The following is a 19,693-nucleotide window of genomic DNA, read 5'->3' as shown; positions in this document are numbered from 1 at the left end:
ATGCCGGCAGCGAGATGCGTGCCGTTCGTGCGTGCCGTTCGACGGTATGGGAACGTCGGAATGGGGACCTTGAAAACGCAGCAAAGTGTTGTCCTCTCCTGTCGGACAACTCGATCTTAGGCGCGCGGCGTCTCAAGGCGCTCACAGGTATTCTCAGCGGTCGTCACGGCCCGGCGCAGCACGATCCACCGCCGTCTTCATAGCTCTCACGGACATCACAGGGTCTCGATCCCGTTCGTGCTGCTGGCAAATGTTCTAGGGAGACGTCCGAGTGCGCTCGTAAGGACTATCGAGATCGCGAAGCACCTATACGCTCGCGAACGCTGGTAACAGATGGAGTCTACCGAGACCGGACGCTGCGGACGTAGCGCGGGCGGCTTAAGCTACTTTACGTTAGGAGCCGTTCCATTGCGATGACATCGACGAGTTTTCCATCGAGCTCGCCGTGCTGGCGGAAGGTGCCGACTTCTCGGAAACCGAGCGACGAATACAGCCGCTTGCCGGCGACGTTATCGTCGAGGGCGTGCAGCACGACTTTGCGAAAAGATCGGCGGGCTCGCTCCAGAATATCGGTTAAGAGAAGTTTGCCGATTCCCATTCCCCGTTGAGAGCGCGCGACGTAGATCGACACGTCGGCAATCGCATTGTGAGCACAACGATGCGAAAATCGATTCAATGAAGCCCATCCGACGATCGTACCGCCGGGGTCTTCCCCGACTGCCACGATGTACCGGTTGTCGTGCAACGCCCACCACGCCGCAATTTGCGCGGCATCGTGCGGCTCGGTTTCCAACGTCGCGCAACGATCCTCGATGCCCTGATTATAAATCGCGCGGATCGCTTCGAGATCGGTCGTAACCGCAGCCCGGATTAAGATCTCAAGGGGTGAGGAATCCAGCGGCACATCAGCGGCGTTCAACCTCATACGTTCCGCGACATGCCGATGTTGGGTATGTGCTCGCCATGGATATTCAACGCGTCGGCGCGCAGCCGTCCAATAGAGCCCCCGAAGAGTATTTTACCGGCACCGTTCGCATCGACCCGTTGTTCGATCGCATCGAGCCGGCTCGTGTGGCCGGCGCACAGGTGACATTCGAGCCGCGTGCGCGCACTGCGTGGCACACGCACCCGCTCGGGCAAACGCTCGTCGTCACGTCGGGATTCGGGCGCGTGCAACGCTGGGGCGGCCCGATCGAAGAAATCCGGCCCGGCGACGTCGTGCTTATCGCCCCCAACGAGAAGCACTGGCATGGGGCGTCGCCGAACAGCGCGATGACACATATCGCGATTCAGGAGAAGCTCGACGGCAAGAACGTCGAGTGGCTGGAGAAGGTGAGCGACGAGCAGTACGGAGGCATGATAGCAAAAAGTTGAACGAGTTTTTCGAACCAGTTGGCCAGGGTCGGGGCCAGATGGCGCATCTTGACCGAGCGGCAGCGCTGATCGTGCTCGTTTCAAAATACGGACTTGGCGACGTAGCTGCGTAGTTATCGAAAGGATTGGAAGTATAAGCGTGTACACCATGCACACGTCGGAGCGGTCCCGAGGCGGGTCGATGTTGGTTCTCGTTACTTCGTCGGAAGCGCACCGGCTCGAAAAGCTGGCCGCGGAAAGCGGCCCTAGACGGCTCGTTAAGGCGGAGTTTACCGATATTCACGGCCATCCGGTCGGCACGGTCGAGGTCGATCTCGATACGATGCGGTTATCGCAACGTGAGATCGCGTAGCAGCGACACAGTAACGTGCAAATGCGCTTGAAACGGCTCGCTCTTTGCTTTCTAGTGATGCTTTGTATCGGTATCGAAGCAGTAGCGATAGCCCAAACGCCAAGTCTCAAACCGGTCGTCGTTAATCAGACTGGCCCGTACACCGACAAAGGCGTATGGCTCTACGGCAACGCTGCCGGCAAATACGGGTACGGCCCGGCAGTCGACGGCACGAACGAACTCTTAATTATGCCCGCTCCCTCGCCATCTCCCGGTGGTAGCCTCGCCGGAATACTTCTCATCCGGCATCCGTCCGATACGATCGGCTATCCGCTGCACATCGCGCTGGTCGAAAAACTTTTCGCTGCTTCGTACCAAACGACGATCGAAGCCAGCGAAGGCGGCGATATCTGGAAGCATGAGTTTAGCGACCCGCTTGCCATCGAAACGCCTACCACCGGCGGTACCCGGCTCCCGTTCAAATTTTGGGGACCGTTCCATGCCGACGCGATTCCGTTTCAGCTCGCGCCCGAGCCCGAGATCCACCCCGCGTTCGAGTTCGCTAAGAGCGCCCTCGACGCAATTGGCAACATACCGGCGTCGCAGAAAGTTCTCGCGAACTACGGAGTGCTGTTCGTCGACGACGGCGACACTGTCTGGGTCGAAATCGGCCCGCGTTTCGGAGCGAATGAAGCCCCGCATCTGGGTTGTCAGACCCAACTCGGGCGCGACATGGTATTCGGCTACGCCAAAAAACAAGCCGCCACGAAGGGAACGTCCGGCAAATTCTTGCAATGTTTCTGAGTGAAAGCATCAGTACTCACTGGTTATGGCGGTCCGGAAGTCATGCAGTATCAAGACATGCCGGATCCCGAGCTGCGCACCGGCGATGTTCTCGTCAAGGTCGCCGGAATCGGTATCAACCCCGAAGACATGCTCGAACGCAACGGTGTATTGAAGGATGCGTACCCGCTACAGTTTCCGGCCATCATCGGCCTCGATGTTTCGGGGATCGTGATCGCAACTGGTGACCACGTCACCGATCTGAACATCGGCGATCGCGTTTGCGGTTGGTCGTACCACACTTACGCCGAACTCGTTGCCGACAAATCCACCTATTTTGCTCGCGTGCCCGACACGATGGACCTGGTCGACGCGGCGGCTCTTCCGCTCGTGGGCGTTACGGGCACTCAGCTCATCGCGCGCGCGGGCGAGTTACAATCCGGCCAAACGGTGCTGGTTTCGGGCGCGGCGGGCGCCGTTGGCCGGTGTGCCGTGTACGCAGCCAGGATGTTAGGAGCGCATGTCGTCGCCGGCGTCCTGCGCGCGCAGCTCGATGAGACGCAAAGCATCGGCGCCGACGAGACCGTCGCGCTGGACGACCCGGACGCTTTCGCGAGCGTAGCAAGAGTCGATCTCGTAGCGAATACGCTGCGAGGTAAACCCGCTACCGATCTGCTTGCGAAAGTCAAAGACGGCGGGATATTCGCGTCGGTTACCGGAGCGCCCGAAGGTTCCAACAACTATCCGAAGGTCCGGGTCGTTCCGTTTCAATCGAAGCAAAACCGTGGGACGATCGAGCTCGTCGCGCACGCCGTGAACGATGGAAAGATGGCGATCCCAATCGGACTTCGCGCAGAACTCAAGAATGCGGGCGATGCGCAAGCCGCATTTACCAAGGGCGGTATCGGTAAGGTGCTGCTCGTTCCGTAATCCATAATTTGTTTAAAGGAGTCGTCGATGAGCGAAGTTCAAATTGGGCAAACCAACTACGAGATGCCGCCGAAGCAAGGCATAAGCATCGCACTTTTTATCACGGTCGCCGATATCCAGCGATCGGTGGAGTTCTACGCAAAGGTCTTCGGCGCCAAGATATTAAGCAAGGGCGACACGAAGGGGGCACCCGGATACGTGCAGATCGCGAATACGTGGCTCATCGTCAACCCCGGCGGTGGCCCGACGCCCGACAAACCGACGGTGACGCTCAGTGTTCCGTCCAACCCCGACGCGGTCAGCAGCTTTATGAACGTTCGCGTCGCGGATATTCAAGCGTGTTACAAAGAGTGGAAAGAACGCGGCGCCGAGTTCATCACTCCGCCGATCCCTAAATACGGTGAGACGCGTTGCTATATCCGCGACCCCGACGGCTATATCATCGAAGTCGGACAGAGTAACCCCGAGTTCACCTACGGCTAGGGGATAGTGGCGACCCCGGTTGCCAGGTGCGAATCGCGGTATTCTCCGTGGCCGCCTCCGCCGGGATAGTTCCGCTGGTCGATGTGCTCCCCGTAATCATTTGGTCCGGAATTTCTTACGTGTAATTCCGGGCTGCCGTCGAGAAAATAGACTTGCGTATCGTCGAGTCCAAACCGTAGCGTGCCCGCGCAGTTGCCGTGAAGATTTTTGGATATCCTCGTTCCTCGCCCGTACGGTTTGCCGTAAACGTTCATTTCGGCCTCGTTACCGCCCGCGCATAAGTCGGGCTCGTGAAATACCACGAGGTTGTCGGTCTTGGCGTCGACGAGCAGACCTGCGGCACTTCCGGTCTCACGAATTGGCAACTTCGAGCAAAGCTCGGGGGTATATCCGCTCGGCCCCTTGGGGATCTCGATGACCGTCGCGCTCTCGGGGATGTTTTGATTGATGTAAATATTGCCTTCGTTGTCGGCGGCAATATACGAGCTATTGTAATCGATGAAGGCGCACGACGACAGCGTCGTCGGCGCGAATTGCGGCGGTTCGTAAACGATAATATCACGATGGTGGTTGTCGATCACGTTCAAAACGATAATGTTGCCTTGGGCGTCGTAATTAACATCGAGTGCGTACCCCGGCTCCGGTAGCGATGTTTGTTGGCCGCTCGCCGCATCGTATAGAACGATGCTCGACGGCGTTCCGACCCCTACTGCGATCGTGTCGCCACTGGCGGACATCGCGCTAGGTCCTTTGACATTTGCTAACTTCGCCAATAAGTACGAGGTCCGGCCGCCTTTCTGCGAGATCGGCCAGTACCGTAGCTCTCCCGAATCGGTAGCGAAAATGAGCATATTGCTGGCGAGGTGCGTGCGGTGTGCCGCGGTAGCGGGCGACGTCGCCGGTGCAATCTGCGCGGCGCAGCCAGCGTACGCGAGAACGGATAGTATAGCTAAAAAGGGAAAAGAACGCATGTCGGTCGCCTCATTTCGGCAAGTCTCCTGGAGCCGTTCGGTCCTGCAAGTTCGCTCCCTGGGGCCAAAGATTAAAACGCTTACCGCGCCACCGCTCCCGGCGGCTCCGTCTTTTGGGACCCTAAAGAATTCGGACTAGGCTTAGTCCGCTAATCCATACGTTAGCAACGAATAGTTGTTCACATTCGCTTCACTGTTCGATGTATCTGCGGAAGACGATTCACATCGTTGGTGCGATCGGTGCATAAGACTGCTATGTCATACTAAGATGCAGCGATAGCCGGCGGCCGATATCGTCTTTACCATGTTAACGACCGGACTAAGTCTAGTCCGAATTCTCTACGGTGCCAAACCCGCATCACAATCGCCAAGCAACCGCGTTTGCGCGCCTGGCCGCTGGGTACAGTCCGAAGGCTTCATTGAAAGGACCAAACGCAAAGTGAGCGACGAGCAACGCAGTCTTCAAGCATACGTTAGCGACATGCTGGCGCTGGAGCGCCACATACGAATCCCGTTCGAAACCCAAGCCAAGGACGATGATTTCTCAAAATATCCGCAGAGCGGCGCACTCGTGCAACAGATACTGGACCAATCGAAACGGCACATCGGCGCGCTCGAAGCCGAGCTAAACCAACTCGGTGGAAATGCGGCCGACCCGGTCAAGAGCGCCGTTTCACAGTTCGAGGGCTTTTTCGCCGGCGCGATCGATATGATACGCAAGACCAAGGTATCGAAGGGTTTACGTGACGATTACACCGCGCTCGCACTCTGTACGGCCGGTTATACGCTACTGCAAACCACGGCCGTGGCGCTGGGTAACTCCACGGTCGCGAAGCTCGCGCAGCGTCATCTCTCCGATTACGCGCAAAGCGTCATGGCGATCGGGCAGGCACTTCCTGAAGTGGCACTTCGCGAGCTGTCCGACATCGGAGTCGGCGTTGCGACCGAAGCGGCCACAGCAGCCCGTCAATCAGCGAAAGAAGCTTGGCAATCAAGTCCCGCCACCAATACAAACGCCGCAACCACCGGCGTAGCATAGCCGAACCAACCGAACAACCGGGACGCCGCCTAAAAGCGGCGTCCCGGTGTTGTGATCTATTGTTTCAATCTCCGCCTTATTGGGCAGTTAATAAGCAATAGGCTAACATCTGTTGGAGGAGTTCTGTGGACGTACTGACCCTGTTGCACAAGGACCATGAAACCGTAGGTGCGTTGCTCGATCAAGCAATGAAATGCGAGCCCGACGACGACAAGCTTCACGACCTCGCCACCCAGATCGAACAGGCGCTCACCGTCCACGCAGCGATCGAGGAAAAATACTTCTATCCGGTGTTGCAAAAGCGCGCCGAAGAGACAGAAGAAACCGTTGACGTGTTCGAAGCCTACACCGAACACGACCTGATTAAACGGCTCATAGCGCTGCTCCGGTCCGGCCGCCAACCCGATGAGCAGTTCAAAGCTGAAGTGCAAGTCCTGTCCGAAAACGTCAAGCACCACGTCAAAGAAGAAGAATCGACGATCTTTTCGCTGGCTCGCGACCTCATGGAAATCGAAGAGCGCGAAGATTTGGGCGCAAAGATGGAACGCGCGAAGCAGCGCATGTTGAACGCTCAAGAGAGCAGCGGGCCCAAGCCTAAGAAGACAACCCTAAAAAAGGCGCCGGCCAGTAAAGCGCGGGCTCGCAAGGCACCGGCCCGCAAGAAAGCGACCCGCGGCACCTCGCGCCGCTAGCTCGGCGCCCTAGCAGCGCCGCTAGGTCGAGGCTCATCGCCGCCGCCCCACGGTCATGCAACTTGGTGTGTCGGGCACTACGCCGTTATCGTCCTCCGGGTCTTCGGCGTTACGAATCGCCGGCGGATCCTGTGAGGGCACGAACGGCGGCGCACTGATCGTCACGAACGGCGTCGGCGTTTGCTTGAAATCGAACGCGTCGCTCAAATCGTCCGAGCGGACGTCGGTGGCGCGCAGTGCGCCCTTACGGATGCCGAACGTTTCTTCCGAGAACGCGAGCAAGCTGCCAAACTCATGCTGCACGTGCGAAACGTAACCGTGCTTCGAGTAGGGCGAGATAATGACCAGCGGAACGCGGAAGCCGAGCTCGTACCAGTTATTTTCCATTGGCGGCACCACGTGATCGTACAAACCGCCCCAGTCGTCCCACGTCAGGAGAATCGCAGTACTGTTCCAATAGGGGCTGTTACCGATCGCGTTCACCACCGCTGCAACCCACGACGGACCTTCGTTGCTGTCGTTTCCCGGATGATCCGAATGTTTGCTGTCGGCGGGCATCACCCACGACATGCCGGGCAGCTGGCCGTTCTGCACGTCGTTCATAATCGTCTCGGGGGGCGTCACGACGTACTGATAGTCCGGTCCGAAACGGACGTGCCGGATCGCGTCGAACGCGTGCCACAGTCCGACACCTAAGCCATTCTGATAGTAACGCCACGACACGCCTTTGTAATCCAGCAAGTCCGACAGTGCCGGGCGATTAAAACACGGAGGCGGCGTGGGGCCGGCGCTGCCGTCCTTCGGGTCGATCGTGTTAACTGCCGAAGCCGTCGCTGCGTCGCAGCCGGCCGGTGCTGCGCGCCCGTTCTTTGGATCGAACGGGTCGCCTGCTACGAAGTCTGCGGACTTTGGTTCGGCGTTGGCGGCTCCGCTCACGATGTACTGATGCGCTGGAAAGCTGCCGGCTTGTTGGGTTTCGAACATATGGTCGGCAAACGCGTACTGGCGCGCCATATCAACGTACGGCTGCACCTCCGACAATGGCGCGTACGAGAAGGGGTGCAAGTGATACTTGAATTGCACGCCCGCATCGAAGCCGTCGAGTTTGCCGCAATCGTAGTCGCGGACGAAGGACGTGTGATTGTGCCCCAGACCGTATACGGTTGCTAACGACGTCTCGATCAGCTTCACTCGCTTGCCCTTTGCGTCGATTGCCCACGGGCGTACGTCCGCGCCCTCGTCGGCGAGCGCTTGAAACAGGTCGTCCGGCGTCCGGTTCTCTTGCAGAATAATAACGACGTGCTTGATGAACGCCGACTTCGCAAGGCTACCGGCGGCCGGCACTCTGGTCGAGCCGCCGGGCGCGGCACTCGGGCCGTTCTGAAAGGCGACGCAAGCTGTCAAGATCAGCACCGGCAGCGCGCGGAAAACGAACTTCATGCTCACCAAGATATCAGAAGAGGACCCGCAGTTGCGAGCCCTCTTCGAGCGTAAGCTAGTACAATGGACGATCCTCTGCTTCTACTTACAGACAAAGTCTGCCCACGATTATGGCGGGTTAAACATATTGCCAGCTGGTCTTACTAGGAAGCGCTCGCGGACCCACGAAGGCACTCCGAGACTTCGTTTAGCAGAGGGAGGCAGTATGATCAAGAACGGACGATTTAATCGTTCGCTCGTCGGCGTGGGCATGACGGCCGCGATGCTGACCGGTTGTAGCGGCTCGCAGAACCAACCGGCCGTTCCGCAAGCCGGGCCAGCCGCGAAGGTTGCGCAGCCGGCGCACGCGCGAGACGCGAATTCGACCGCATTTACCGTCAGCGGCCGCAACATCGAGCTCGACGGTCAACCATTTTTCATCAAGGGCGTCGATTACGGTAACGCCCAGATCGACGCCGACGCCGATCCAAATCCGCTGGACAACGCCAACGAGCCGATCTGGGGACCGGATCTCGACGCGATGCGGGCCGCCGGCGTCAATGCCGTCAAGGTCTATAACGTCACGCTAACCAGTTTCAAGCCGTGGGAAAGCATTTTTGGCACTAGAAATACGCTGCGTCCCTATCAGACTGGCAAGATCAACAAATTCCTCAACAGGGCGTGGAACCGGGGCAATCATCCCATATATGTTGTGCTCAGCGTGTACTTCGGCGGCGCGGACGTCAACCGGCCGAAATATCTCGACGCACTCAATAATGTCTACAAGTTGATGACGACCGAATACAGCAGCTTCCCTGCAGTAATGGGCGTGTCGATCGGCTCCGAAATTAACAGTGAGGAGTTCATCAATCAAAAAGCCTGGTGGACAAAGCTGAACGAGATCGTCAAGAGCACGAACGACGGTTTCGCGGCTGCCGAGGCGCAGAAGATCACTACCACAACGATGGTCGACGACGGCCTGAAAACCGTTCGGGCGGGCGAACTCGCCGGGTTCAAAGCCGATACATGGGGACTGGACGTTTATCGAGGTCGCTCGATGAAAAATATCTTCCCGCAGATCTCCAACTCGACGACCAAACCCGAAATTATGGCCGAGTATGGGGCCAGCGCCGCCTACTATCCCGCGTCCAGCGCTCGCTATAACGAGTCGAACGGACAGTGCACGAATTATCCGGAGGGTACGGGACAAGAGCCATATTACGGCTTGCCGCCGCCCGCGCCGTGGGAAGCTGCGACGGAACTCCGGAGATCCGGTAACCCGCAGATGCCCGACCTGGTCTACCTCGTCAAAAACAATGCGACGGAAATTTACGACCATCGCGCGACCAATGGGACGGGAGTCACCAGCGGAGGTTTCTACTTCGAGTGGAACGACGAGTGGTGGAAGTCTGGCTGGTCGCACAGCCATATCGGCGGTTTTGAAGGCAACATTATTGTGAACAACGGTAACTTCCCCGGCTGTTACGACGATCAAGCGTGGTTCGGCCTGTACCAAGAGAAGCGCGCCAGTGGCGGCGACAAGCCGTTCCCCGCGCGCAACCCCGACGTTCGCACTGCTCGTCCGACGCTTGCAGCGTTGGAAGCGGTCTACGAGCTAGAACCGTAACCCCCATCGCCTTCGCGACGACCGATTAATGCAGAGCCGCCGGAGTTCAACTCCGGCGGCTCTTTCAATTCGTGAAGATTAGGCCGAACGCGGTATGAGCGTCACGATCAGATCGACGCCGCCCCCGCCCAGCCGCACCGTTTCGACAACGTAGGAGCGAACCGCGCCGGTGTCGTCTTCCAAATCGAGCGATGCGGGTGGATGTTTCCAACGCTCACCGGCTGCTGGAAGTTTCGATTCGTTGCGCCGCGACAGCGCGATGTAGCGCTCGGATGCGACCGTCACCGTATGAGAGTCGTCGACGAAGCACAGCGCTAGCGGCGTTCGAATGACGGCAGCGCGCAGCGTTGCCAGCGTTTCGCGCGTCGTCCGCAACTCAACTTCCCGTTCGCGCACCGATATTTCTAGCTCGTTGGAGCGTGCGCCCAACTCTTCGTTGGTGGTGTTGAGTTCTTCGACCGTCGCCTGCAGCTCTTCGTTGAGCGTTTCCAGCTCTTCGCTGGTCGCCTGCATCTCTTCGTTGAGCGTTTCGACCTCTTCGGCGGCCGCTTCGGCTTCCTCGGCCGAGATCAGGAGATGCTCGTTGGCGCTGCGCAAGTCGGCATTCGCGGTCGTCAGCTCGTCGTTGGCCTCGATCAGCAATTTCTGCCGGCCTTGCAGCTCGGAAGTATGCGCTTCCAAACGTCCGAGGCCGGCTTCGTTTTCGATGTTGCGCGTTTCCAGCGACTGCAGACGTATCGCGTTTTCGGTCGTCTCGGTCACCAACACGAACAAATTTTCGACGCGGCCCTCGCGCTCCGACGTGCGATCCGGAAAACATGCGATATGTAGATAGCGGATCGCGCCGCTGAGCAAGTCGGTGATCTCGATTTGTCGTTGCGAGCCCGTCGTTTCGTTGCGAAAAGCCGCATCGAGGGCGCCTTTGATGTCGCTTGACGGCACGTTAGCGCTGTGGACGAGGTCTTCGCCGATGCCCTGGCCGTGGATGCCCAGCATCGAGCGCGCGGCCTGATTGATCGTAGCGATGTCGTAGTTGCGGTCGACCACAACCACACCGAATGCCGACTCGAACAGAAACGCACCAAGTCGATCGACCAAGGACCAGCGCGGCGGGGCGGTTTCGCCTGCGTTGCGGCGCGGCGAGTCCAGCGTGGTCGCGACGCGCCGAGGCGCCGGTCGATCGCGGGCGATCGATCCATCCGCCATTGCCGGCGCAGGAATGAGCAACCGTTCACCCTGCCGCTGGAAGATCTTGAGTGCCGCCTGCACCGTGGTGAAGTAGCGCGGCAGCGGATTTGCGGTTTCCGATTTGCCCAAGATCAGATAACCATCCGGCCGCAATGAGAACGCGAACAGTTGAAGCGTGCGCTGCTGCAGTTCTTTTGTAAAGTATATTAATACGTTGCGGCACAGCACCAAATCGATGCGCGGAAACGGCGCGCGCTGCCCCAAATCGTATTCACCAAACACGGTGAGGTTGCGGATGCGTTTCTTGATTTGATAGGCGTCGTCGACCCGCACGAAATATTTTGCGACCAGCGCCGCCGGCATTTCATTTACCGCGCCGGCTGGGTAGATGCCGCGGCGCGCAAATGCAATTGCCTCGCTGTCGAGATCGGTCGCGAAAATGCGTATCGGCATCGTTTCGACGTCGTCGCCTAACAGTTCGGCCAGGGCGATCGCCACCGAATAGGCTTCCTCGCCGGTCGCGCATCCGGCCGACCACAGGCGTAATTCGCTGTGGTTCTTGCGCGCGTTCGCGATGAGCTCGGGCAGGATCGTTTCGCGAAGCTGCGCGAACAGAGCGGGATCGCGAAAGAACTCGGTGACCTTGATCAAAAAGGTGCTAACGAGTCGCTGGTAGGCCTCTGGATGTGCCGCCAGATGCCGCAAGTAGTCGCGCAGCGTTTCGCTTCCCGACGTCGCCATCAATCGCGTCAGCCGCCGTACGATCGTCGGCATCTTGTATTGTCGGAAGTCGATGCCGGTTCGTCCGCGGAGTTGATTGAGAAATGCATGTAAGACATCGGGATCGGTCACATCGCCGTCGCGCGGACCCGCGGTGAGATTTATCAGCAGCGGGGCCAACGATTCGACCATTGCGGTGTAATCGATATGGTCCGGCGGAATCGCCGACGGCAATGCCGGAAACGCGGCGGATTCGGGTTCTTGCACGAGTACCGTGCCGCCGCGCTCTTTCACCGCACGCACGCCGGCGACGCCGTCGGTTCCCATACCCGATAAGATGATTGCGACCGTCCGATCGCCGTAGCTTTCCGACGCGCTCGCGAATAGCATGTCGATGGACGGCACCGGGTGCCCGTCGTGACGCACGCTCGCGATCACCTCGTTGCCTCGAATCGCCAGGTGCTGGCCCGAGGCGCATAAGTAGAGCGATCCCGCCGTTAACGTCTCAGCCCGTTCCGATAGCGACACGACCTGCAGTTGCGTCTGTCGTTGCAAAATTTCGGGCAAACGGCTGGGCGTATGCGGATCGGCGTGTTGCGCGACCACGATCGGAGCTGGAAAGTCGAGGGGAAGCGCCTCGACTAATCGCGAGATGGCGTCGATTCCCCCGGCCGATGCACCGATAACGACGATATAGGACTCGTCCGAATCGCCCGTCGAAGCCATGTGGGTCTCTTACTGAATGTGGGAACAACACCTTTACAATGCATGCTGTGATCGATCGCGGCTTCCCGGCTATCGTGATCGGCGGCTCGGCCGGAGCCATCGAAGCGCTGCTGCAAGTGGTAGCCGATTTTCCGGCCGACTTTCCGGCCGCGGTTTTTATCGCAACGCACGTGCCGCCCACGAGCGTTTCGGCTTTGCCGCATCTCTTGTCGCGTGCCGGCGCGCTGTTTGCAACACACGCGATCGACGGTGCGCCGATCGCGCCTCGACGCATCGTCATCGCGCCGCCCGACCATCACTTGACGTTACAAGACGGCGTGATGCGCGTGCTGCAAGGACCGACCGAAAACAATCATCGCCCGTCGATCGACGTGCTGTTTCGCAGCGCCGCTACCGCATTCGGACCTTCGGCTTGCGGCGTGTTGTTATCGGGTACGCTCGACGACGGCGCCGCGGGGATGGTCGCAATCCGCGATGCCGGCGGCGGTACGTTCGTGCAAGATCCCGATGACGCGCAATTTCCCGATATGCCGCTCAATGCGCTACGAACCGGCGCGGTGGAAGGCGCATTTCCCGCGCGCCGACTCGTTGCTGCGATTATGGAGTGGATGCAACGACCCGTTCCGGCAATCTCGCACGAGCCCCAGCTTCGCGACGAACGCGTCGCCGGCGTGCCATCGGTGTTTACGTGCCCGGATTGCGGCGGAACGCTGTGGGAACTCGATGATGAAGCAGTTCTGCGCTTCCGCTGCCGCACGGGACATGCGTACAGCGGGAAGTCGATGTTATCGGCGCACGAGCGGTACCTCGAATCGGCACTATGGGCAGCCGTTCGCGCGCTACAGGAACGTCGCGATCTGCTGCATCGGATGATCGATCGATGTAAGAAGAACGGCGACGTGGCGGCGTTGCGGCGTCTCGAGCGGCAATCCGTGGAGGTCGATCGCAACCTCGAGTTGGTCGACTCTGCGATGCACGGCTTGGTCGACCCGGTCCCTAACCCAGTGTAACCACCGACGCAAGACCGATCGGCTGCTCGCGATCTAAGACGGTTGCCAAACGCTCGTACGGCGCGTCGCGACGTTGCAGCCAGTTCCATAGCGCGCCGTCGCAAATCACGACGCCGGCATCCGGCTGTAGCGCCGCTACGCCGGTTGTTTGGGTTCCGATGATCCGGCTGCTTGCGCGCAGTCCGGATCGTTCGAACGACAACGGTGGCGGAAAGCCACTGCTCGAATAGTGCATCGTTTGAGTCGAAAAGTCGATTGTCGCTGCAAAGCACGCTGCATCGCTACCTCGTTCGCGTAGGTCCGGTGCAGCCGGAACGCCCGAACGGCGCTTCGGCAGATGCAGCTGACGGATCATATCGCTGTCGTCGTCGATGCCGAGCGTCAGTAGACCCCACGCGTCGTCGAATATCCGATATTTCCAGGGGATCGTGCAGTCCGACGAACGATAAATATCCAGGTGCAGCATGCGATCTCGCAAGCGCTCCCATAGCCGTTCTTTACGCAACTCCGGAAGCGCGTACTTATCCGGCTGGAGTTGCTCGAAGCGCGCGGCGACGGCGTTGGCGAAGCGATCTAACGCTTCGAATCCGAGCGAATCCGAACGGCGTTGATTGGACGTCGCGACGATCGCTCCGCAGTGGCGCTGCGCCTTCGATACAAGTGCCAGGCTGGCAGCCATCTTGGGCTCGAGGTTTGCGAGGGCCCGGCGCTCGACCACGTCGTCCGTTACGCTATCGTAAAACGCTTCGTTAGCCATCGCCTGGAACAGCCGTTCACCAGTTACGAACGGCCGCGGGATCTTGCGCAAAACCGGATTCGGTGCCGGGGGGTATTCTGCTCGAAACACCGCTCCGTATTCGTTGAGGAGCACGCAGGCCGCCCATCCGTTAACCATGCCGGCAGCTTGCCGCGCGGCGAAATCGGCCAGCTCTTGCGGACTCAATGCGCTGGCGGCGGCTCGCTGCGCCGACAGCGCTTCTTCGGCGACGAACGTGCGTCGCAGCGCGTTCGATTTTAGTGCCAGTTGTTTGATCGCTCGAAAGATCGCTTCGGACGAAGCATCCGTGGACAATACGCAGTCGATCAGGCCGCCCGACAGCAGTTGCTGTGCGGCGGATGCGCCAAATGCGAGCAGGCGCAACGGGCCGTAATTCGCGATGCGGTGGATGGTCGCGACGGCGGCCATGCAGTCGTGCAAGCGCGTCGCGTCGACCGCGACGACGTCGGGCGGCGACGTTCGGACGAGGCCCGTGAATTCGGTGAAGGCGCCCGCTTCCTGTGCGGTCCATCCGCGACGTCCGAGGGCAGCGGCGAGCCGGTGGTAGAGATCGTCCTGCAAGCCGAACGCAATGATTGAAGGTTCGAGCGTCGTTGCCGGCAGTTCGCTCGAGTCCGAAGATGGTGAATCGAGGGCCGCTACCGTGATGCTTTCGATCGCGCGAAAGAACGCGTCGTACGCTTCCGAGCAAGCTGCCTCGTGCACCAGCGCGATGAGTACCGATCGTTCGGCGCCGTGTGAAAACGGAATTGCTAGTGCCTGGCGGCCCGAGCCAAAGGGATCGCCGATTCGCGCCGGTTGCATCTCGACGAACAGGCGGCGCAACGGCCAGCGCATCCACGAGCGTGCGGCCTCTCCGCTGCAGCCCCATGTAGCGGCAACGACGAAAGCCGCGCCTCCATAACCGCCGCGAAGCCACGTGACGCCGTCGAAGACGTCTGGGCACGCGATCAGTTCGTCAAAACACCTACTCAGCTCCGCCGGCCTTCTGGCGGCTGCGGCGATGGCGTTCAACAAACGCGAAAGATCTTCGATACGAGGGGCGCTCACGAACGGCGTCGTCGCAGACAGCCTCCGTTCTCGTGTAAGAAGGTGCCGAGTGCCATCGGTCCGATACGTCGGAACATTTCGCGCAAGGCGATCTCGACGATCGAGCTTTCGCTTACGCGATGCCGATCTGCGACGCCGTGCAGTTCCGTGCTAATATCGCCCGCTAGATTGACCGTGATCCGTTCGGCGTCGGCTGGATCTCCAACTTGCGCGGTAGGGCGTTTTGCCGTCCGCGCCCGGCTGATTTCGGAATGCATATCTATGCGCGTTCGCGTCAGGTATTTTCGGTCCTATGAGACTAAGAAGAGTTTGTCGAAAATCGTCGGAAAGCAGCTCGCAGACGTTGGGCTCGGCCCGGAGGTCGAGGCGAAGCTCGAGGGTTGGGTCGAGCGAATCTTTGCAACCGGCGAGCGGATGCGCGACGAAGTATATTACGTCGCTCCCGACGGAACGCTGGCGGTTTTATCAGCTCGTGTGGGGACCGGCGCGCGATGCCGGCGGGGCGTCGAGCTAATCGTTGGCGTGTCGCGCTTCACCACCGAACGTCGCAAGCTCGAAGAGCGTCTGGCCGGCTACAAAGCGCCATTGAATTCGCGCTAACAACGGAACGTACCCATGGTTTATGGTGCGGCACGTACCGATCGTCAACGTAAAAAGTACGATCGTTCGCTGGCTTGGAGCCGCGACCGACGTGCAGGACCAACACCTGGCACTAGACGCAGTCGAGCATCAGGTCGAGAACCGGACGCGCGAACGCGATTCGTTGTGCCGCCGGCTACTGGCGGCCGATGAAGGGCAGCGCCGATCGTTGGCTCGCGAGTTGCACGATCAACTGGGCCAACAAATGACGGGCGTGTCGATCGGATTGGATCGCGTGCAAAACCTGACCGAATTGAACGAACATCCCGGGGGCGGCGGCCTTGCACGAACGCGTGGGCGAACTACGCGATCTCACCACCGAAATGATCAAGGCCGTTCGCTGCGTTACGCTCGAGCTATGCGCGCCGAACTCGACGACATGGGCGTGCAGAGTGCGATTCAGACGTACGTTCGTGAGTGGGTCCGCGTACTGTCGAGACGTACAAAGCCCGAATCGCTGAAAGACTTGGACTGCGCGCGCGCTCCGAAATCGTCAGCTACGTCAACGCGTAGGGGCTGCTCAACTAACCGGGCAGAAAGCCTCGCGGCGCGCTTGCCCGAAGGTAAGCATCGATGCTCTCTTCTGCCGTAGCGTCGTTCACGATTTTGCTTGCCGTGGCGCTTGTGCTGTCGATTGCCGCGGAACGCTTGCGTTTGCCTCCGGCCGTGGTGCTGACAGGCGGCGGCGCGATCGCGGGCGCGCTCTGGCACCCGGCACTGCCCTTCGCATTCGGACCGGCCCTGCTCTTTGCGTTTCTACCGCCGCTGATCTTCGAGGCGGCTTGGACCATCGACGTTCGCGCATTGCGGCGGCACGTCGCCGCCATCGCATTTTTGGCCATCCCAGGAACCGTCGCTGGTGCCTTGACGGTCGCAGCGGTGTTGGTGTGGACCGGTCTGCTGCCGTGGTCTGCGGCGTTAATACTTGGAGCGATCGTCTGCGCAACCGATCCGGTCGCCGTAACCGCAATCTTTCGGCGCCTGAACGTACGTCCCGAGACACGCGCGATCGTCGAGGCCGAGTCGATCGGCAACGATGGCGTCGCGGTCGTGCTGTACGGGGTCGGTCTTACGCTGGCTGCCGGAGGTGGGATCGCGTGGTATCACGCGGTTGGGCACGGCACGATCGCAATCGTAATGGGAACGATCGTCGGCGCCATTTGCGCTGTTCCGTTATGGCTCGGACTGGCCGCAACGCAGGCGTCGGAATATGAGGTGGCAGGAACCGTCGCGCTGGCATTCGCGTCCTACCTGATCGCGACGGCATTCGGGTGGTCCGGAATCTTCGCAAGTGCGTCGGCCGCAATCGCCCTGCGCGTATTGTTGCGCGGGCGCCCGCATATGCAACATCTCGAGCGTGTCGCCGGCTTTTGGCACGCCGCCGCGTACATGACGAATGCCGTCGTGTTTCTTGCGACCGGGTTGTCGATCTCGCTGGTACGCATCGCGGACGCGCCAGTGCTGGCGATCGTCGTGCTGGCGACGATGGCGCTCGTCCGTGTCGTTCTCGCAATCGTTGCCGTGCGCGACCGCGGACAATCCGCGGTTGTCTTCGCCGCGGGCGTCCGCGGCGCGTTGCCGCTCGCGCTGGCGCTGGCCTTGCCCACAACGCTCGCGCATCGCGACAGTATTATCGACGCCGTGTTTGCGGCCGTGATCGTGACGCTCGTGCTACAAGGTGGAGTGTTACGCTTGGTACTAGCTCGCTTTGCTCGATGATTGGCGGGGAACTTCTCCGCGTCGCGTGTAGAGTTCGAACTCGATCGTTGCCGATTTCAGAAGGCAATGCTCGATAAGCCTGCCGATGCGCATGTCGTAGCGGGATCGTGCCCACGCATGGCGATCCTTCCATTCGGTCATGATCGCGATCGTCTTTCCGTCGACGCTAAGCAGCACCTGAGCGGCTAGAAATCCGTCCAAGCTAACTCGCTCGACGACAAAGATAGCGTTGATTTCTTCTAGCAGAGCGGGTACTTCGGTAGCCGAAGTCTTCATTTTGATAACCCCGATAACCGCCTGCTCGGTAATCGATGCGTCCTTGCCGTGCTCGGGAGGAGTAGTTGTCAACTCATCGGCTCCTTTCAGTTGCCCACCGTAGTGTCAACGCTGTTCGGGTGCCCTACTTCCGCGGCCTACGTCGGGGGACGATCCCCGCGGCATCCGCACCGCGTTGCGCAAAACGAAGCGGTACAAGGTACTAAAACGTCTTTCTCCCAACGTCATTCTTGTGACCGCGAATTCGTTGAAGAGTGCGCTCCTCGGCGCTCTGATGGGATATGTCGTAGCGGCGTTCGGCGCGATCGTCGGCCTCGCAGGACGAATGGCTTTTAACACACAGCGCCCGCCGCCGGTGTATCATTGTTACGTTTGGGAGTCACGCGTTGCGACGGCTCTAGTCGTGTATTTGCTGGCCGCGCCCTTAGCGGTAGCCTTTATTCAAGGAAGAGCGCGCGGCGCGACGATCGTCGTCGTCGGACTCCTTGCACTCGTTTTGGCGACGTTCGTAATGAGTTACACGAGAGTGCTTCCGTGCTCTCCACTGTGATCTCGCGCGGGCGACGTCTTAGAAGTGGGAACGCCGGATCGACTAAGAATGTGACGTCGCAGTAAGCGTTGAACCCCAAACCAAATTTCGTTTTCGTCTTGGAGGTACCGGAATGACCCGTCTGCGCACTCTAGTTGGTATCGTTTTATCCGCGACGATTCTCACCGCATGCGGCGGCTCTGGTGGGGCGTTGAACCCAGCCACGAACACCGTAGCGGCACAAACAGCGTCGCATCGCGCGTCTTCTTCGGGTTATCAGCAGCTTTACGCGTTTAAAGGAACTCCCGACGGCGCCAGCCCGTTGGCCGGACTGATCGCGGTGAAGGGCAAGCTCTATGGCACGACGCTCAACGGATCAAAAAATTACTGCTCCGCAAGCTGTAACAATGGATGCTATCTCGGGTGCGGCACCGTGTATTCCGTCAACGAGAGCGGAAGAGAGGACGTCGTCTATAACTTTCGCGGCAATCTCAACAGCGCAGAGGACGGTTCGTGGCCGTTCGGGCCGGTAACGAACGTCAAAGGCGTCATGTACGGCGTCACGTCGAGCAACGGCGCGAACTCAGCCGGAATGATCTTTAGTGTCACACCGAGTGGCAAAGAAACGAACCTCTATAGCTTTAAGGGCAGCACGGACGCCCAAGGTCCTGAGGGTGGTTTAACCTACGATGGCGGCGAGCTGTACGGCACGACCGTGTACGGCGGCGGGAGTGGCTGTGGCGGCGCGGGATGCGGAACGGTCTACGAAACGACCACAGCCGGTGCCGAGCGCGTCATCTACAGTTTCAAGGGCGGTACCGACGGCGAGCGCGATTATTCAAACGTCGTTGCGCTGCATGGGAAGCTCTATGGCACGACGCTCTTTGGTGGTTCGGGTTGCGGCTCGACCGGTTGCGGTACGGTGTACGAACTGACCAAAAACGGTAAGAAGAAGACTCTCCATACGTTTGCCGGGACCGCCGACGGAGCGTATCCGAACGGCCTCATCGCGGTAAAAGGCGTTCTCTATGGCACGACGGAAGGCGGCGGTCCGAAGAATTCCGGCGTGATCTTCTCGATCACGACGAAGGGCACCGAGAACGCACTCTACGCATTCACCGACATCCCCGACGGTAATCAACCGGACGCGGATTTGCTGTATTACAACGGCAAACTCTACGGAACGACGAACGGCGGCGGAACGGGCGGCTTCGGAACGGTGTTCGAAGAGCCAATCTCCGGAGGAAGTGACACGGTGCTCTATAGCTTTGCCGGCGGTAGCGATGGAAGTGGCCCACAGTCGCCGGTTGTCGATTTTCAGGGCGAGTTGTACGGCACGACGTATCTCGGTGGTGGAACGGGTTGCAGCGGCAGCGGCTGCGGCACAATTTTCAAAGTCAGTCCGTAGG

21 protein-coding genes are annotated in these 19,693 nt (G+C 59.7%); 14 read left to right on the top strand and 7 right to left on the bottom strand.

What is annotated here, in order from left to right; all coding sequences use genetic code 11:
• Positions 1-388: 388 nt before the first annotated feature.
• On the bottom strand, positions 389-919 hold the full coding sequence (locus VGF98_01030; GenBank protein ID HEY1680212.1) for an arsinothricin resistance N-acetyltransferase ArsN1 family A: 531 nt from the start codon (positions 917-919) through the stop codon (positions 389-391).
• A 44-nt stretch (positions 920-963) separates the two neighbouring features.
• Between VGF98_01030 and VGF98_01025 the strand changes: the two genes are divergently transcribed.
• The 5 genes from VGF98_01025 to VGF98_01005 all read left to right on the top strand — a co-directional run bounded on the left by VGF98_01025 (position 964) and on the right by VGF98_01005 (position 3,901).
• Positions 964-1,374 (top strand): cupin domain-containing protein, encoded by a 411-nt coding sequence (locus tag VGF98_01025; GenBank protein ID HEY1680211.1) that lies wholly within the window; start codon positions 964-966, stop codon positions 1,372-1,374.
• Positions 1,375-1,555: 181 nt separating this feature from the next.
• Positions 1,556-1,726, top strand: a complete 171-nt coding sequence (locus VGF98_01020; protein HEY1680210.1) for a hypothetical protein — start codon at positions 1,556-1,558, stop codon at positions 1,724-1,726.
• Between the two features lie 54 nt (positions 1,727-1,780).
• Positions 1,781-2,509 carry a hypothetical protein gene (locus tag VGF98_01015; protein HEY1680209.1) on the top strand — a complete coding sequence of 243 codons (729 nt, stop codon included), beginning with the start codon at positions 1,781-1,783 and terminating at the stop codon, positions 2,507-2,509.
• Positions 2,510-3,418, top strand: coding sequence for an NADP-dependent oxidoreductase (locus VGF98_01010; protein HEY1680208.1), 909 nt, complete (start codon positions 2,510-2,512; stop codon positions 3,416-3,418).
• A gap of 27 nt (positions 3,419-3,445) precedes the next feature.
• On the top strand, positions 3,446-3,901 hold the full coding sequence (locus VGF98_01005; protein ID HEY1680207.1) for a VOC family protein: 456 nt from the start codon (positions 3,446-3,448) through the stop codon (positions 3,899-3,901).
• Here VGF98_01005 and VGF98_01000 read toward each other — a convergent pair.
• Entirely contained in the window at positions 3,898-4,872 is a 975-nt protein-coding gene (locus tag VGF98_01000) for a hypothetical protein (protein ID HEY1680206.1), read from the bottom strand. The genes VGF98_01005 and VGF98_01000 overlap by 4 nt on opposite strands.
• A 439-nt stretch (positions 4,873-5,311) precedes the next feature.
• Here VGF98_01000 and VGF98_00995 point away from each other — a divergent pair, with 439 nt between their 5' ends.
• Positions 5,312-5,911 carry a hypothetical protein gene (locus VGF98_00995; protein ID HEY1680205.1) on the top strand — a complete coding sequence of 200 codons (600 nt, stop codon included), beginning with the start codon at positions 5,312-5,314 and terminating at the stop codon, positions 5,909-5,911.
• A 125-nt stretch (positions 5,912-6,036) separates the two neighbouring features.
• Positions 6,037-6,603 carry a hemerythrin domain-containing protein gene (locus tag VGF98_00990; protein ID HEY1680204.1) on the top strand — a complete coding sequence of 189 codons (567 nt, stop codon included), beginning with the start codon at positions 6,037-6,039 and terminating at the stop codon, positions 6,601-6,603.
• A gap of 33 nt (positions 6,604-6,636) precedes the next feature.
• On the opposite strand, the gene VGF98_00985 is transcribed toward VGF98_00990, so the two are convergent.
• Positions 6,637-8,043 (bottom strand): alkaline phosphatase family protein, encoded by a 1,407-nt coding sequence (locus VGF98_00985; GenBank protein ID HEY1680203.1) that lies wholly within the window; start codon positions 8,041-8,043, stop codon positions 6,637-6,639.
• Between the two features lie 205 nt (positions 8,044-8,248).
• Here VGF98_00985 and VGF98_00980 point away from each other — a divergent pair, with 205 nt between their 5' ends.
• Positions 8,249-9,649 (top strand): hypothetical protein, encoded by a 1,401-nt coding sequence (locus VGF98_00980; protein ID HEY1680202.1) that lies wholly within the window; start codon positions 8,249-8,251, stop codon positions 9,647-9,649.
• A 78-nt stretch (positions 9,650-9,727) separates the two neighbouring features.
• Here the strand turns inward: VGF98_00980 and VGF98_00975 are convergent, their stop codons facing one another.
• On the bottom strand, positions 9,728-12,283 hold the full coding sequence (locus tag VGF98_00975; protein HEY1680201.1) for a CheR family methyltransferase: 2,556 nt from the start codon (positions 12,281-12,283) through the stop codon (positions 9,728-9,730).
• A 38-nt stretch (positions 12,284-12,321) separates the two neighbouring features.
• On the opposite strand from VGF98_00975, the gene VGF98_00970 reads away from it, so the two are divergent.
• Complete coding sequence (locus VGF98_00970; GenBank protein ID HEY1680200.1) at positions 12,322-13,293, top strand: chemotaxis protein CheB; 972 nt, start codon at positions 12,322-12,324, stop codon at positions 13,291-13,293.
• Here the strand turns inward: VGF98_00970 and VGF98_00965 are convergent.
• On the bottom strand, positions 13,280-15,121 hold the full coding sequence (locus VGF98_00965; GenBank protein ID HEY1680199.1) for a hypothetical protein: 1,842 nt from the start codon (positions 15,119-15,121) through the stop codon (positions 13,280-13,282). The genes VGF98_00970 and VGF98_00965 overlap by 14 nt on opposite strands.
• Positions 15,118-15,378, bottom strand: coding sequence for a hypothetical protein (locus VGF98_00960; GenBank protein HEY1680198.1), 261 nt, complete (start codon positions 15,376-15,378; stop codon positions 15,118-15,120). The genes VGF98_00965 and VGF98_00960 overlap by 4 nt, the downstream gene beginning before the upstream one ends.
• Positions 15,379-15,430: 52 nt before the next feature.
• Here VGF98_00960 and VGF98_00955 point away from each other — a divergent pair, with 52 nt between their 5' ends.
• From VGF98_00955 to VGF98_00945, 3 genes are read left to right on the top strand one after another with little or no spacing between them, the layout of a single operon-like run.
• Positions 15,431-15,721, top strand: a complete 291-nt coding sequence (locus tag VGF98_00955; protein ID HEY1680197.1) for a hypothetical protein — start codon at positions 15,431-15,433, stop codon at positions 15,719-15,721.
• A 22-nt stretch (positions 15,722-15,743) separates the two neighbouring features.
• Entirely contained in the window at positions 15,744-16,352 is a 609-nt protein-coding gene (locus VGF98_00950; protein ID HEY1680196.1) for a histidine kinase, read from the top strand.
• Positions 16,334-17,479 carry a cation:proton antiporter gene (locus VGF98_00945; GenBank protein ID HEY1680195.1) on the top strand — a complete coding sequence of 382 codons (1,146 nt, stop codon included), beginning with the start codon at positions 16,334-16,336 and terminating at the stop codon, positions 17,477-17,479. Before VGF98_00950 ends, VGF98_00945 begins: the two co-directional genes overlap by 19 nt.
• On the opposite strand, the gene VGF98_00940 is transcribed toward VGF98_00945, so the two are convergent.
• Positions 17,459-17,827, bottom strand: a complete 369-nt coding sequence (locus tag VGF98_00940) for a hypothetical protein (protein HEY1680194.1) — start codon at positions 17,825-17,827, stop codon at positions 17,459-17,461. The two genes, VGF98_00945 and VGF98_00940, sit on opposite strands and share 21 nt — an antisense overlap.
• A 175-nt stretch (positions 17,828-18,002) precedes the next feature.
• Between VGF98_00940 and VGF98_00935 the strand changes: the two genes are divergently transcribed.
• Both VGF98_00935 and VGF98_00930 read left to right on the top strand, forming a co-directional pair.
• Complete coding sequence (locus VGF98_00935) at positions 18,003-18,305, top strand: hypothetical protein (GenBank protein ID HEY1680193.1); 303 nt, start codon at positions 18,003-18,005, stop codon at positions 18,303-18,305.
• Positions 18,306-18,417: 112 nt separating this feature from the next.
• Positions 18,418-19,692, top strand: coding sequence for a choice-of-anchor tandem repeat GloVer-containing protein (locus VGF98_00930; protein ID HEY1680192.1), 1,275 nt, complete (start codon positions 18,418-18,420; stop codon positions 19,690-19,692).
• Position 19,693 lies beyond the last annotated feature (1 nt).

The sequence above is a fragment of the Candidatus Tumulicola sp. genome, from assembly GCA_036490475.1.
Classification (GTDB): Bacteria; Vulcanimicrobiota; Vulcanimicrobiia; order Vulcanimicrobiales; family Vulcanimicrobiaceae; genus Tumulicola.
The sequence above is the reverse complement of the archived record's forward strand: the minus strand, read 5'-3'. Positions and strand labels throughout refer to the sequence as shown.

Coding starts and splice junctions, on each gene's coding strand:
- VGF98_00960 (HEY1680198.1), bottom strand. CDS start 15,378: ATGCATTCCGAAATCAGCCGGGCGCGGACGGCAAAACGCCCTACCGCG.
- VGF98_01020 (HEY1680210.1), top strand. CDS start 1,556: ATGTTGGTTCTCGTTACTTCGTCGGAAGCGCACCGGCTCGAAAAGCTG.
- VGF98_00975 (HEY1680201.1), bottom strand. CDS start 12,283: ATGGCTTCGACGGGCGATTCGGACGAGTCCTATATCGTCGTTATCGGT.
- VGF98_00985 (HEY1680203.1), bottom strand. CDS start 8,043: ATGAAGTTCGTTTTCCGCGCGCTGCCGGTGCTGATCTTGACAGCTTGC.
- VGF98_01000 (HEY1680206.1), bottom strand. CDS start 4,872: ATGCGTTCTTTTCCCTTTTTAGCTATACTATCCGTTCTCGCGTACGCT.
- VGF98_00945 (HEY1680195.1), top strand. CDS start 16,334: ATGCTCTCTTCTGCCGTAGCGTCGTTCACGATTTTGCTTGCCGTGGCG.
- VGF98_00930 (HEY1680192.1), top strand. CDS start 18,418: ATGACCCGTCTGCGCACTCTAGTTGGTATCGTTTTATCCGCGACGATT.
- VGF98_00980 (HEY1680202.1), top strand. CDS start 8,249: ATGATCAAGAACGGACGATTTAATCGTTCGCTCGTCGGCGTGGGCATG.
- VGF98_00970 (HEY1680200.1), top strand. CDS start 12,322: ATGCATGCTGTGATCGATCGCGGCTTCCCGGCTATCGTGATCGGCGGC.
- VGF98_01005 (HEY1680207.1), top strand. CDS start 3,446: ATGAGCGAAGTTCAAATTGGGCAAACCAACTACGAGATGCCGCCGAAG.
- VGF98_01025 (HEY1680211.1), top strand. CDS start 964: ATGGATATTCAACGCGTCGGCGCGCAGCCGTCCAATAGAGCCCCCGAA.
- VGF98_00950 (HEY1680196.1), top strand. CDS start 15,744: ATGGTGCGGCACGTACCGATCGTCAACGTAAAAAGTACGATCGTTCGC.